11 protein-coding genes and 1 pseudogene are annotated in these 14,327 nt (G+C 60.9%); 1 reads left to right on the forward strand and 11 read right to left on the reverse strand.

Features of this window, described 5'->3' with window-relative positions; all coding sequences use genetic code 11:
• Positions 1 to 102 precede the first annotated feature (102 nt).
• The 3 genes from folA to ADK28_RS15275 form a co-directional block, all read right to left on the reverse strand.
• The gene (gene folA / locus ADK28_RS15265) at positions 103 to 585 is read right to left on the reverse strand and encodes a type 3 dihydrofolate reductase (protein ID WP_016929122.1); all 483 of its coding nucleotides are present in this window, start codon (positions 583 to 585) and stop codon (positions 103 to 105) included.
• A 143-nt stretch (positions 586 to 728) separates the two neighbouring features.
• On the reverse strand, positions 729 to 1,193 hold the full coding sequence (locus tag ADK28_RS15270) for a threonine/serine exporter (protein ID WP_015376621.1): 465 nt from the start codon (positions 1,191 to 1,193) through the stop codon (positions 729 to 731).
• Positions 1,190 to 1,996: a threonine/serine ThrE exporter family protein gene (locus ADK28_RS15275; protein WP_016929123.1), complete on the reverse strand. Its 807-nt coding sequence runs from the start codon at positions 1,994 to 1,996 to the stop codon at positions 1,190 to 1,192. Before ADK28_RS15275 ends, ADK28_RS15270 begins: the two co-directional genes overlap by 4 nt.
• 128 nt (positions 1,997 to 2,124) lie before the next feature.
• Between ADK28_RS15275 and ADK28_RS15280 the strand changes: the two genes are divergently transcribed.
• Positions 2,125 to 2,739, forward strand: a complete 615-nt coding sequence (locus tag ADK28_RS15280; RefSeq protein WP_033641235.1) for a LysE family translocator — start codon at positions 2,125 to 2,127, stop codon at positions 2,737 to 2,739.
• Between the two features lie 32 nt (positions 2,740 to 2,771).
• On the opposite strand, the gene kefC is transcribed toward ADK28_RS15280, so the two are convergent.
• The 8 genes and pseudogenes from kefC to ADK28_RS15320 form a co-directional block, all read right to left on the reverse strand.
• Positions 2,772 to 4,625, reverse strand: coding sequence for a glutathione-regulated potassium-efflux system protein KefC (gene kefC, locus ADK28_RS15285; protein ID WP_021505358.1), 1,854 nt, complete (start codon positions 4,623 to 4,625; stop codon positions 2,772 to 2,774).
• Positions 4,618 to 5,175 carry a glutathione-regulated potassium-efflux system oxidoreductase KefF gene (gene kefF, locus ADK28_RS15290; RefSeq protein WP_016929126.1) on the reverse strand — a complete coding sequence of 186 codons (558 nt, stop codon included), beginning with the start codon at positions 5,173 to 5,175 and terminating at the stop codon, positions 4,618 to 4,620. Before kefF ends, kefC begins: the two co-directional genes overlap by 8 nt.
• A gap of 171 nt (positions 5,176 to 5,346) precedes the next feature.
• The gene (carB, locus tag ADK28_RS15295; protein ID WP_048796019.1) at positions 5,347 to 8,571 is read right to left on the reverse strand and encodes a carbamoyl-phosphate synthase large subunit; all 3,225 of its coding nucleotides are present in this window, start codon (positions 8,569 to 8,571) and stop codon (positions 5,347 to 5,349) included.
• A gap of 16 nt (positions 8,572 to 8,587) precedes the next feature.
• Entirely contained in the window at positions 8,588 to 9,736 is a 1,149-nt protein-coding gene (carA, locus tag ADK28_RS15300) for a glutamine-hydrolyzing carbamoyl-phosphate synthase small subunit (RefSeq protein WP_071525950.1), read from the reverse strand.
• A gap of 470 nt (positions 9,737 to 10,206) precedes the next feature.
• Positions 10,207 to 11,028, reverse strand: a complete 822-nt coding sequence (gene dapB / locus ADK28_RS15305; RefSeq protein WP_048796020.1) for a 4-hydroxy-tetrahydrodipicolinate reductase — start codon at positions 11,026 to 11,028, stop codon at positions 10,207 to 10,209.
• Between the two features lie 263 nt (positions 11,029 to 11,291).
• Positions 11,292 to 12,544, reverse strand: a pseudogene (locus ADK28_RS15310) (glycosyltransferase).
• A gap of 25 nt (positions 12,545 to 12,569) precedes the next feature.
• The gene (locus tag ADK28_RS15315) at positions 12,570 to 13,433 is read right to left on the reverse strand and encodes a TauD/TfdA dioxygenase family protein (protein ID WP_048796021.1); all 864 of its coding nucleotides are present in this window, start codon (positions 13,431 to 13,433) and stop codon (positions 12,570 to 12,572) included.
• Between the two features lie 96 nt (positions 13,434 to 13,529).
• Positions 13,530 to 14,327 (reverse strand): L-tyrosine/L-tryptophan isonitrile synthase family protein (locus ADK28_RS15320; RefSeq protein ID WP_048796022.1); only part of this gene is annotated, 798 nt, incomplete at its 5' end.

The following is a 14,327-nucleotide window of genomic DNA, read 5'->3' on the forward strand; positions in this document are numbered from 1 at the left end:
TACTAATCAGGTAATGTGACGGAAAGGTTACAAATGACCGGCGCAAAAAGGCCGGGGGCGCAATTGCTTGCGCCCCCGGGAGAGTTGGCTAACGCGCTGAAATCAGCGGCGCTGCAGGATTTCGAAACAGTAGCTGTGCGAGTTCAGATTGTCGGCGTCGTGGAATTCGCTGAACGTGGTTTCCCACTCGTCCGGCTCGTAATCCGGGAAGTGGGTATCGCCGCCGACTTCGGCGTCGATGTGCGTCAGGTACAGACGGTCGGCGCGCGGCAGCAGCTGGGTATAGATACGCCCACCGCCGATCACCATCACTTCCTCCACGTCGCCCGCGGCGGCCAGCGCCTCATCCAGCGAGGTTACCCAGGTCACCCCGGCTTCGCTGCCCGGGCGGCTGCTCAAAACGATATTGTGGCGGCCCGGCAGCGGGCGGCCGATGGACTCGAAGGTCTTGCGCCCCATAATAACCGGCTTATTCAACGTGTTGCGTTTAAACCACGCAAGGTCCGCCGGCAGGTGCCACGGCATGGCGTTTTCCATGCCAATAACGCGATCCGCCGCCAAGGCAGCGATCAGGCTGATAATCATTGTTTAACCCTGTGTAGGCAGCAAAATTGGTGACACTATACGTAAAGGCCTGAGTGCCGTCGATAGGCTAATCAAGCAAGATGAATATATAAGATAGCTCTTATCAGCATATCTAATAACCAACGTTCTTCCGCCGGGAAATTTCACACGCCGGGGCGTTTGCGGTATAGCCACAGGCCCGGTAACGACAGGCCGATCGACAACGCGCCGACGATGAAACTGGCCTTGAGGAAGTTGGTGATCATGGTCTCCATCAGGGCTTCGCTGTAGCCCAGATGCGAGATCTCCACCACAGTTATCATCGCGGTATAGGCGGAAATGCCGGGGAACATCGGGATCACCGCCGCCACGGTGAACACCTTCGGATGCGCCAACAGCCAGCGCGACCAGTAGATGCCGATGATGCCAATCAGGATCGCCGCCAACAGCGAGGCCCACTCAATGTTCATGCCGGCATGCATCATCAACATGCGCGAACCGCGCCCGATAGCCCCGAGCAATGCGCAATAGCGCAGCGCGCGCAACGGCACGTTAAACACCATGGCGAAGCCCAGCGCCGGCACCGCCGCCAACAGCATCTCCTGCAACAATGCCCACAGCAGATTCATGACCACCCCCGCAGATCCCACAACGACATCGCCATCACCACGCCGATACAGGTCGCCAGCGTCAGCAGGCTGGCCATCGCCCAGCGCGCCAGTCCGGTATTGACGTGCCCCTTGAACATGTCGGCCACCGCGTTGATCAGCGGGAAGCCCGGCACCAGCAGCAACACGCTGGCGGCCATCGCCACGCTCGAGGTGTCTTTAAACGCCGGCAGGCGCAGCAGCAGTCCGGAGATCGACGTCGCGACAAATGCCGTCAGGCAAAAATTGATCAGCGGATTCATCTGGCGGGCGGTGAGGATCTGGCGCACCAGCATCGCCGCGCCGCTGGCGATAAAGGTCACCAGGAAGGCGTCGCCGCCGCCGCCGTTGAGCATGCTGAAGCACCCGCAGGACAGCCCTACCATCAATACCACCAGCCAGCGCGGGTAGCGCAGCGGCCGGATCCTTTCAAAGCGGCGCGCCACGTCGTGCGCATCCGCCAGGCGATGCTCGGCGAGGATCACGATATGCTGCACTTCGGTCACCACCTGCATATTGATACCGCGATCGACGTTCTTGCGGGTGGTGGTCAGGCAGGCGCCATGGCTAAGAGTGGTCAACACCACCGCATTGGCGGAGATCGAGCTTTCCACGCTGTCCATCCCCAGCGCCAGCCCCAGGCGGGTCGACAGCTGTTCCACCACCGTGCTCTCGGCGCCGTGCTGCAACAGCAGCAGCGCGCATTGAATGCACAGTCGGGTGATTTCGCGTTGTTGCCGGTGCGGTTCCGGCCTGTCTGTGGCGGTAGTGGTAGTCTGCTGCATGGTGCTCCGTCGCTGGCGGGAGATGAATTATTATCATAGAGCCTAACAATACCTCATTGGGTTGATGCGCATCAGAGGAAGCGGCGTTATTATCGCCAGATTGCTGCCTTTTGCGCGAGACGTCTCCCATGCTTGAAACTTCGTTGTTCGTCGCCGGCATTGCCGCCCTCGGCATGCTCTCCCCCGGCCCGGATTTTTTCCTGGTGATCAAAAACGCCGCCCGCTACCCGCGGCTGGCCGCCATGATGACCGCCTTCGGCGTGATCTGCGGCGTCGCCACCCACATGTCCTACTGCGTCGCCGGGCTGGCGGTGGTGATCACCACCACGCCGTGGCTGTTCAACCTGCTGAAATACGCCGGGGCGGTCTATCTGGTGTGGATCGGCATCCAGGCGCTGCTGTCGCGCGGCGGCGGAAAAATGAACGTCAGCAATCTGCCGCAACAGCGGGTCAGCTTGAAGAGCGCCTTTTTGCAAGGCTACCTGTGCAACCTGCTGAACCCGAAAGCCACCCTGTTCTTCCTGGCGGTCTTCACCCAGGTGCTGCAGATCGATTCCGGTCTGGGGGACAAGCTGTGGTACGCGGGGATTATTCTCGGCCTGTCGGTCATCTGGTGGCCGTTGCTGGTGTTCCTGATCCAGAGCGGGCCAGTGCGCCGCGGGCTGGAAAAGACGCAGAAGATCGTCGACAAATTGCTGGGCGGCATGTTGATCGCCTTAGGCATCAAGGTCGCGCTGAGCTAAGCAAAAGGGGCGCCATCACGGCGCCCCTGCGGTTATCCTTTGGCTTCCACCACTTCATCCTCCGGCGCCTTGCCGTCGATGCTGCCGCGCCAGCCGGTCTGCTGCACCCGCGCCAACCGATTCTGATCCTGCTCGATGGCCGCGCTGAGCATCTCCTTGGCCCGCTGCAGGCTGGCGATACGGAATTCAGTATCCTGGTAATTATCCAGCGTATCTTCCAGCATCTTCAGGTTATAGCGACGGAACGTGTCCGCTTTCTCGCGCGCCTCATAGGCGTCCAGCCCCAGCAACTCCAGCGTTTCACGGCCGACGCGCAGCGAGCTTTCGAAGGTTTCGCGCTCCGGTTTTTCCACCCCCAGTTGCCGCAGCTGATACCAGTGATCGACGTCGCGCGCCCGCGCCACCACTTTCAGATGCGGGAAGTGCTGTCTGGCCAGCTCGGTTAACGCCAGGCTGTCCTCCACATCGTCGATGGCGTTGATCAGCACCTTGGCGTGAGCGGCGCCGGCGGCCTCAAGCAGATCGGCGCGCGTGGCGTCGCCGTAGAACACCTTGGTGTCGAATTTACGCAGCGTTTCGATATGGTCCGGATCGTGATCCAATACCACGGTGTGCACGCCGTTGGCCAACAGTAAACGACCGGCGATCTGGCCGAAACGGCCGAAGCCGGCGATGATCACGCTGGCGTTCTCGTCATCAATGACGTCAGCCGGGCGATCCTCTTTCGGCGCATTTTTTTCCAGCTGCGCGGCGATCACCAACAGCAGCGGCGTGGCCGCCATCGACAGCGCCACCGCCAGCGTCAGCGACTTGGCCCATTCAACCGGCAAGACGCCGGCCAGCTGCGCGGCGCTGAAGATCACGAAGGCGAACTCACTGCCCTGCCCCAGCAGAATGGCGAACAGGCCGCGCTGGCGCTTCGGCACGCCGAGCAGCGGCCCAATCAGCCACAGCAACGCCGCCTTGATCAGCATAAAGCCCAGCAGCAGCGAGGCGATCAGCAACGGATGATGGAACAGCGTGCCGAAGTCGATCGACATGCCGACGCCGATGAAGAACAGCCCCAGCAGCAGTCCCTTGAACGGCTGAATATCGCTCTCCAGCGCGTGGCGGTATTCAGAGCTCGCCAACAGCACCCCGGCGAGGAACGCCCCCATCGCCATCGACAGCCCGGCCATCTCCAGCAGGATGCCGAAGCCGAACACCAGGAACAACGCCACGGCGCTGAACACTTCGCGCATGCCCGAACGGGCGACGAAGTGCAGCAGCGGACGGGTGACGTAGCGGCCAAGCAACACCACCATCGTCAACGCGCCCACCACCTTGGCCGCCGACAGCATGAAAGCGCCCAGCGTGGTGGTGGCGCCGCTGCTGGCCAACAGCGGGATCATCGCCACCAGCGGGATCGCCGCGATATCCTGGAACAGCAGCACCGCAAACGCGCTGCGGCCGATCGGCGACGGCGTCAGATTGCGTTCGCTCATCGCCTGCATGGCGATGGCGGTGGATGAGAGCGCCAGCGTCAGGCCAATCAGCAACGCCACCTTCCAGTTAAGGCCAAGGAAGTAACAGAAGGCGCTCAGCGCCAGGCCGCAGCCCACCATCTGAATGCTGCCGCCGCCGAACACAGAGGCGCGCAGCGTCCACAGCCGTTTGGGATCCAGCTCCAGGCCGATGATAAACAACATCAGCACCACGCCGATCTCGGCGAAGGTCAGGATAGACTCGGCGTCCGACACCAGCTTCAGCCCCCAGGGGCCAATGATGCAGCCGGCGATCAGGTAACCGAGCACCGAGCCCAGTCCCAAGCGCACCGCGATCGGCACAAACAGCGCCGCGGAGCCGAGATAGATCAGCCCCTCGATCATCATGTGGTGATTATCCATGGCTGGCCTCCCGGGTTTCCGCTTCGGCATGTTCCATCAGATAGTCGACCAGCCGCTGGCGGTAGGCTTCGCCGGCGGCGAGCAGCGCCGGCTCGTTGCAGGTAAAGGTATTGTGCACGGCGAAATAAGGCAGCCAGGTCATGCCGCAATAGATCGCCGTGGCCTGCAGCGGCTGCGCCAGCGCGGCGAAGTTGGGGAAATCGCCCAGCTCGAAGTGGTGCTCGTCGCCGCCGCTGGTCACCGCCCACAGGCAGTCTTTACCCACCAGCGCATTGCCGTCGTGGCCGTAGGCCCAGCCGTGCTCCAGCACTTTGTCGATCCACAGCTTCAACAACGGCGGGAAGCTGTACCACTGCATCGGATGTTGCAGCACCACCAGGTCGGCGCGTTCCACCGCCCGCTGCTCGGCGTTGATGTCGATATTGAAATCGGGGTACAGCTCATACAGCGAGCGCACCTCCACCTCGGGGAGATCCCTCACCGCCTGCAGCAGGCGGTGATTGGCATGCGAATGCCGGGGATACGGGTGAGCATAAATTATCAGAATCATTGTTATCGTCGTTCCTTCGTTCCTTGCCAATACACCAAGCATATACCAATCACACAGAGTGACAGTTTGCCCACTGATTGATAGCGGAAATTTTTAACGCCAGCCGACAAATTCGCTGAATAAAAAAGGGCGCTGCATCTGCAGCGCCCCTTACGTTGCGTTATCGCGCGGTTACTTGCCGATACGTGCGTGCATTTCCTGCACCGACGTCACCTGCTCGGTCGGATCCGCTTTCAGCGCCATCGCGGTGGCGAAGCCGCCGTTCAGCGTGGTGTCGTAGTGCACCTTGTACTGCAGGGCGCTGCGGCGAATCAGCTTGGAGTCCTCAATCGCCTGACGGCCTGCCGTGGTGTTGACGATGTAGGTGTACTCGCCGTTCTTGATACGGTCCTGAATGTGCGGACGCCCTTCGTGCACCTTGTTGACCAGGCGCGGGTTGATGCCCGCTTCGCCCAGCACCACCGCGGTGCCGTGGGTGGCGTCCAGCTCGAAGCCCTGCTTCAGCAGGCTGGCGGCCAAATCGACCACGCGAGCCTTGTCGCCTTCGCGCACCGACAGCAGCGCGCGGCCCTGTTTCTTCATGCCCGAGTTGCTGCCCAACATCGCTTTGGAGAAGGCTTCCGCGAAGGTGCGGCCCACGCCCATCACTTCCCCGGTAGAGCGCATTTCCGGCCCCAGAATCGGGTCGACGCCCGGGAATTTGTTGAACGGCAGCACCACTTCTTTCACCGAATAGTACGGCGGGATAATTTCTTCGGTCACGCCCTGCTCGACCAGCGTTTTGCCCGCCATCACGCGCGCGGCCACTTTGGCCAGCGGCACGCCGGTCGCTTTGGACACGAACGGCACGGTACGCGCGGCGCGCGGGTTGACTTCAATCAGGTAGACTTCGTTGTCTTTCACCGCGAACTGCACGTTCATCAGGCCGCGCACCTGCAGCTCGAACGCCAGTTTTTCCACCTGACGACGCATCACGTCCTGAATTTCCTGGCTCAGGGTGTACGCCGGCAGCGAACACGCGGAGTCGCCGGAGTGCACGCCCGCCTGCTCGATGTGCTCCATGATGCCGCCAATCAGCACGCGCTCGCCGTCGCAGATGGCATCAACGTCCACTTCCACCGCATCGTCCAGGAAGCGATCGAGCAGCACCGGCGCATCGTTGGACACGCTGACCGCGGTCTGGAAGTAGCGGCGCAGGTCGGTTTCGTCGTAGACGATTTCCATCGCCCGGCCGCCCAACACGTAGGAAGGACGCACCACCAGCGGATAGCCGATGGCCGCCGCCTTCTCCACCGCCTGTTCGATGGCGGTGACGGTGGCGTTGGCCGGTTGCTTCAGGCCCAGACGGTTGACCGCCTGCTGGAAGCGCTCGCGGTCTTCGGCGCGGTCGATGGCGTCCGGACTGGTGCCGATAACCGGCACGCCTGCGGCTTCCAGCTCGCGCGCCAGCTTCAGCGGAGTCTGGCCGCCATACTGCACGATCACGCCTTTCGGCTTCTCGATGCGCACGATTTCCAGCACGTCTTCCAGCGTTACCGGCTCAAAGTACAGGCGGTCTGAGGTGTCGTAGTCGGTGGAGACGGTTTCCGGGTTACAGTTGACCATGATGGTCTCGTAGCCGTCTTCACGTAGCGCCAGCGAAGCGTGCACGCAGCAGTAGTCGAACTCGATGCCCTGGCCGATACGGTTCGGCCCGCCGCCCAACACCATCACTTTCGGCCGGTCGTTGGTCGGGTTGGATTCGCACTCTTCTTCATAGGTGGAGTACATGTAGGCGGTGTCGGTGGCGAATTCCGCCGCGCAGGTATCCACGCGCTTGTATACCGGATGCAGGCCGTAGCTGTGGCGCAGCTTGCGAATTTCGCTCTCGGCGACGCCGGCCAGCTTGGCCAGACGCGCATCGGCGAAGCCTTTGCGCTTCAACGTGCGCAGGAAGTCTTTGTTCAGGCCGTTGATGCCCGCCTCGGCCACCTGCTCTTCCAGGCGCACCAGCTCTTCAATCTGCACCAGGAACCAACGGTCGACGTTGGTCAGGTTGAAAACGCCGTCAACCGACAAACCGGCGCGGAAGGCGTCGGCGATGTACCAAATGCGGTCGGAACCGGCGTCTTTCAGCTCGCGGCGGATTTTGGTCAGCGCTTCCGGATCGTCCAGGCTCACTTTCGGATCGAAGCCGGTGGCGCCCACTTCCAGACCGCGCAGCGCTTTTTGCAGCGATTCCTGCTGGGTGCGGCCGATGGCCATCACTTCGCCGACCGACTTCATCTGGGTGGTCAGGCGATCGTTGGCGCCGGAGAACTTCTCGAAGTTGAAGCGCGGGATCTTGGTTACGATATAGTCGATGGACGGTTCGAACGACGCCGGGGTGCGGCCGCCGGTGATGTCGTTCATCAACTCATCGAGGGTATAGCCCACCGCCAGCTTGGCGGCGATCTTGGCAATTGGGAAGCCGGTGGCTTTCGACGCCAGCGCCGAAGAGCGCGACACGCGCGGGTTCATTTCGATAACGATCAGGCGGCCGGTTTTCGGGTTGACCGAGAACTGCACGTTGGAGCCGCCGGTTTCGACGCCGATCTCACGCAGCACCGCCATCGAGGCGTTGCGCATGATTTGGTATTCCTTGTCGGTCAGGGTCTGGGCCGGCGCGACGGTGATCGAGTCGCCGGTGTGGATGCCCATAGCGTCGAAGTTTTCGATGGAGCAGACGATGATGCAGTTGTCGTTCTTATCACGCACCACTTCCATCTCGTATTCTTTCCAACCGATCAGCGATTCATCGATCAGCAGCTCGTTGGTCGGCGACAGGTCCAGGCCGCGTTCGCAGATCTCTTCGAACTCTTCGCGGTTGTAGGCGATGCCGCCGCCGGTGCCGCCCATGGTAAAGGAAGGGCGGATGATGCACGGGAAGCCGACGTCAGCGGCTACCGCCAGCGCTTCTTCCATGGTGTGCGCGATGCCGGAACGCGCGGTATCCAGACCGATTTTCTTCATCGCTACATCGAAACGGCGACGGTCTTCGGCCTTGTCAATCGCATCGGCGGTGGCGCCGATCATGGTAACGCCGAACTCGGCCAGCACGCCCTGGCGCTCCAGCTCCAGCGCGCAGTTCAGCGCCGTCTGGCCGCCCATGGTCGGCAGCACCGCATCCGGGCGCTCTTTTTCGATGATCTTGCGCACCACTTCCCAGTGGATCGGCTCAATGTAGGTCGCGTCGGCCATCTCCGGGTCGGTCATGATGGTCGCCGGGTTGGAGTTGACCAGAATGACGCGGTAACCCTCTTCGCGCAGCGCTTTACACGCCTGGGCGCCCGAGTAATCGAACTCACACGCCTGGCCGATAACGATCGGACCCGCGCCGAGGATCAGGATGCTTTTTATGTCTGTACGTTTTGGCATTTTTTACTGCTCCTGATTATTTGGCGTTAGAACGGTAAGTCTCAATCAGTTCGATAAAGTGATCGAACAGCGGCGCAGCGTCGTGCGGGCCTGGGCTGGCTTCCGGGTGGCCCTGGAAGCTGAACGCCGCCTTGTCGGTGCGGTGAATGCCCTGCACCGTATGGTCGAACAGCGATTTGTGCGTCACGCGCAGGTTCGCCGGCAGGTTGTTTTCATCTACCGCAAAGCCGTGGTTCTGCGCGGTGATCATCACGGTGTTGTTGTCCAAATCCTTCACCGGGTGGTTGCCGCCGTGGTGGCCGAGCTTCATCTTCATGGTTTTCGCCCCGCTGGCCAGCGCCAGCAGCTGATGGCCCAGGCAGATGCCGAACACCGGAATGTCGGTTTCCAGGAACTGTTTGATGGCGGTGATAGCGTAGTCGCACGGCTCCGGGTCGCCCGGGCCGTTGGACAGGAAGATGCCGTCCGGATTCATTTTCAGCACGTCGTCGGCCGGGGTCTGCGCCGGCACCACGGTCAGGCGGCAGCCGCGATCCACCAGCATGCGCAGGATGTTGCGCTTGGCGCCATAGTCGTAAGCCACCACGTGGAATGGCAGTTCCGCGGCGGTTTTGGCTTCGGGCAGGTCGCCTTCAAGCGTCCAACTGCCTTGCTGCCAGCTGTAGGCCTCTTGGGTGGTGACCTCTTTCGCCAGATCCATGCCCTTCAACCCCGGGAAACCTTGCGCCTTGGCCAGGGCCAGCGCGGCATCCGGCGAATCGGCGGCGATGATGCAGCCGTTCTGGGCGCCCTTCTCGCGCAGCAGGCGGGTCAATTTGCGGGTATCGATATCGGCGATCGCCACGATGTTGTGACGCTTGAGGTAGTCGGACAGGCTTTCTTCGTTGCGGTAGTTGCTGGCGATCAGCGGGAGGTCGCGAATGACGAGGCCTTGGGCGTGTACTGCGGAGGATTCTTCGTCGGAAGCATTGGTGCCGACATTGCCGATATGAGGATAAGTAAGAGTAACGATCTGGCGGGAATAGGAAGGATCAGTGAGGATTTCTTGATAACCGGTCATCGACGTATTGAAGACCACTTCCCCCACTGCCGTTCCCTCTGCCCCGATGGCCCGACCGTGGAATTGGGTTCCGTCTTCCAGAACCAATAGCGCTGACTTTATCAAAACACCCTCCAAGGAATAATCAATCACAATATTTGCATATTAATTCAGATATCACGATCTAAATCAATGCAAAAACCGTCCGCGAGGCCAATTTTTGGCAAATTGGGCGCATTTTAATGATGAGTGCCTGGCTTGTCTACCCAAACTGCCGTTTTTTGTTTTATTTTTGCAGTTCTCGGCGCGCATGCGGCTTGAGCGCCGATAAAAACACAGAAAACCGGGGCTGGAAAACGGTTGCGGGGAAGAATGACGGAAAACGGCGCCGGAATGGGACAAAAAAGACGCTAAAAAAGCCGAGAGTGGAAAAAAAGGAGATGATTAGCAAATTAAATATAGATAAATAACATCTTTGACAATAAAACAAAGCCAACATGATATTTATCATGTTAAAAAAAAGGACAATAAAATTATTGCCCGATTATCATAGCATTATGACCAATACAACCACATCACGATGGTATGCAAATCAATTATAACTGGTCCAAATTCAATACGTCGCGCATATCAAACAAACCTTTATCCCGGTTATGCAGCCAGGCCGCCGCGCGCACCGCGCCGCTAGCGAAAGTCATGCGGCTGGAAGCCTTATGGGTGATTTCCACCCGTTCACCGATGTCGGCGAACATCGCGGTGTGCTCGCCGACGATGTCGCCGGCGCGAATGGTGGCAAAGCCGATGCTTTTCGGATCGCGTTCGCCGGTATGGCCTTCGCGCGCATAGACCGCACAGTTTTTCAGATCGCGCCCCAGCGCGCCGGCGATCGCTTCGCCCATGGCCAATGCCGTGCCCGACGGCGCATCCACTTTGTGGCGGTGGTGCGCCTCAACGATTTCGATGTCGGTGTAGTCGCCCATCACCTGCGCGGCCTTCTCCAGCAGTTTCAGCACCAGGTTGACGCCGACGCTGAAGTTGGCGGCGAACACGATGCCGATATGCTGCGCCGCAGCGCGGATCGCCTGCTTGCCGGCGTCATCGAAGCCGGTGGTGCCAATCACCATCGCCTTGTGGTGCGCCACGCAAAAATCCAGGTAGCTCCGGGTGCTTTCCGGGCGGGTGAAGTCGATCAAAATGTCGAACTCGCTCGCCACTTTCTCCAGGCTGTCGCTTACCTTAACGCCCAGCGCGCCAATGCCCGCCAGCTCGCCGGCGTCGACGCCGATCAGGCTTGAACCCGGGCGCGACAGCGCCGCGCCCAACACCACGCCTTCCGCCTGCTGCACCGCCTGGATCAACTGACGGCCCATCCGGCCGCCGGCGCCCGCAATCGCAATGCGGATTTGTGAATCACTCATGCTTGCTCTCTTCTTGATTTGACGCCTATCCCATTAGGCTATCGATTCAGGGTAACTGCCCCGCTTCAGCGTCGCCAGAGGATTCATTTCATAATTAGAAAATTATGATATTCCCCCGCTTTTATCAGCGGCGCTGTCGTGAGATTAACATTCAACCGATTTGGCGGCCTGCGACGATTGTACATAATCATGCAGTTTCCATGGCAAAAAAATGCAGAAAAAAGGCGCCGAAAACGGCGCCTGGGGAAAGGATCACAGCGTGGTCAGGCGGTAATGGCGGCCACTTCGTTGGCGATCGCCGTCAGCGCATCGTGGCGGGCATAATCCTCACGCACCAGCGCTGCGCGTTGTCGATAGATCGGCTGCTGCAGAATGCGCGTCGCCGCCGCCAGGATCTGTTCAGGGCTCGGCGTGCTGGTGTGCAGGCTGATGCCGCAGCCGGCGGCGACCACGCGCGCGGCCGCCTCCAGTTTGTCTTCGCCCGTGCCGGCGACAATCAGCGGCACGCCGCTGTCCAGCGCATAGTTGATCGAGCCGTAACCGCCATTGGTGATCAGCAGCGCCGTCTCCGGCAGCCAGTGTTCGAAGGAGATGAACTCCCGCACTCTGGCATTGCCCGGCAGCGCGTCCATCAGGCCTTCCGTCGCCCGCCCGCCGGTGGTGGCCAACACCCGCACCGGCAGATGCGCCAGCGCTTGCAGCGTCGGCACGATCAGCTGATGCAGATCGACATTGGCCAGCGTGCCCTGAGACACGATCACCAGCGGCCGATCATCGTCTGCCTCCCACAGCGTTTCTTCCGCCGCCGGCTGGCCGCCGCTGCGCAGCGGGCCGACGAAGCGCACGCCGCTCGGCAGATCGTCACGCTCATATTCCAGCGCCGTGGTGGCCAACTGCAGGAAACGCTCGCAGCCGCCGATCAACGCGTCGGTGAACGGGCGATTCAGCGGCCGCCCGCCCGCCTGCACCAGCGCGGCATCAAAGCTTTGCTGCACCTCATCAAGCAACACCCGCGTTTCTTCATCCACCAACTGCTCACGGGTCAGCGCCCGCGGCAGCAGCGCCGGCGGGATGCGCGGGCCATAGAAAATGGCGTCGCGCGAAGAATACGACAGCGGCGTGACGCCGATCCCGAACACCGGCGGCCGTTCGGCGGACTGCAACAGCGGCAGCACGCCGTAGAAGCAGTTCTCCACCATCAGCAGATCGGTCTTTTCGGCGGCGATGGCCGCACGCAGCTGACGATCCAACAGTGGGATCGGCGCGGCGAAGAAGTCTTTCAGCGCCAGCGCCATCTGCGCGTTGCCCGGCGGCAGCGCGGCGCGCTCGGGGAAATNAGGTGGCGGTAGTCGAAGTCCACCTGCGCGTCGAACGGCACGAAGCTCGCCCCAGCCGCTTCGGCGCGTTCGCGGAACAGCGCGCCGGTCATCACCCGCACCTGATGCCCTTGGGCAATCAGGTGGCGAGTGATGGCTAACATCGGGTAGACGTGCCCCGGAGTGGCGACCGCCGCCATCAGTATCCTTGCCATAATGCTCCTTTTAAGCTTCTGCGTTGGCCGGCTTCAGCGCCAGATTGGCGCACACCGGATTGCTTTGAATATGCACGCGCTGCAAATGACGCGCGGAACGGGCGGTAAAGCCCTCACGGCCGTGCAGCAGCGAGAAGTTGTCCGCCACCACCACGTCGCCCCGTTGCCACTGATGGGCATAATAGTGACGCGGATCGTACAGATGCTGCTGCAGAGTGTGGTGGAACTGTTCCTGCTGTTGTTCCGGCACGCCGTGATATTCCAGCGCATGTTGATTGAGGAATTTTTTCCCTTCCGTCGGCGGTTCATTGTAGCGCATGATCAAGCCCCTGCCGTTCGGGTGCTGCACCACCAGCGGCGAACAGACTTCACCGCCGTAATGCACCACCTGCTTGATACGGTAGGTGATCGAGACCGACAGCCACTGATCCAGCAACGCTTCGTCCGCATTGGCCAGCAGCCGCGTGGTATCGACGAAGGTAGTGCACCCGCCTTCGTCCGGCGACGGCGCCGCCACGCAGTGGAACAGCTGGAATTCGGGAATAGTCGGCTTATACATGCCATCCCAATGCAGCGGGACGTAGCTGCTGTCGAAAATATGATCCTTGGCGTCCGGATGTTCCTTCACGTCCAGCACCGCGCCGAACGGCCACATCATGATCTCGCCCCACTGCTCGGCGTAGCGCGTCAGAACCTCCCCATCGCTGAAACCGGAGTCGAATCCGCGCAGCACCAGCAAGTGATGTTCCTGCGCCAGCGCCCGCAGCGCTGCCACCGGCAGTTCGCCGATCTTTTGCCCCGGATGCTGCGGCGTCAGGATCGCGCCAAACGGGGTATTCGGTTGAATATGGCAATTAAGCGGTTGGTTATTCATCGGTGATTCTCCTTGCATCGAATGTGCTGCTCACACGGCAACGTGCCGTCAAAAACGCGTCCGCCAGGATTTCGGGCGCAAAAGCCTGCAGCGGCCTCAGGCCATCTGCGGTTGTTCGATCAGGTAATGGCTCGGCGTGCCGCGGATCGCCACCAATTCGCCGTCCAGGCTCTGCGCGTCTTTACGCTTCATCAGCACGAACTGGCCGTTCACGTTGGCTGCCACGCCATGCCACGGCGTCAGCCAATCGTCTTTGGTCGGCATCATGTGGATGCCCATTTTCAGACTGTCGACCGGCTGCGGGTGAATCGACAGGCGGATCGCCGCCGGGAAATGCTGCGCCAGCAGATTGCCCCAGGCCCAGCTGCGCTGGATCACTCCGCAGGCGCGCCGTTTGGCGTCTTTCTGCAGCGCGGCGTTGGAACCGCTGTAGCCCGGCAGTTGGCTGTCTTCATACAGGAAGCGCGTGATGGCGCGGTACAGCAAGAGGCCCTGTTCGTCCTGCATCAACTGCTGTTTGATCGCCTCTTCCGATTCGGCATAGCCCTCCACCAACAGTTGGCGCAGCAGATCGTAATCATCGGTATGTTCAGCCAGGCCTTTGACGTCGCCGAGGTTGAATACGCTGAGATGCGTCGCGCCCACTTCATGCAGCAGGTTTTCAATTTCGCGCTGATAGTGGTTGATCGCTTCGTCACTAACGCGGATCAGATCGCCGAACACGTGGCCATCTGAGCAGATAACGATATGCGCGCCCGGCGGGTAGTAGAGTTGAATGCGCTGGCATAGCGAGTTGAGGAAGATCAGCGACAGCCGCTCCGCCATGTCCGGCACCGCGCCGATCACCTTGTTGGTGTTGGGCGACTTGGTCGGGAAGGCCGGCAGCACGAATTC

It is taken from the genome of Serratia sp. 506_PEND (assembly GCF_001076875.1).
GTDB classification, from domain to species: domain Bacteria; phylum Pseudomonadota; class Gammaproteobacteria; order Enterobacterales; family Enterobacteriaceae; genus Serratia; species Serratia marcescens.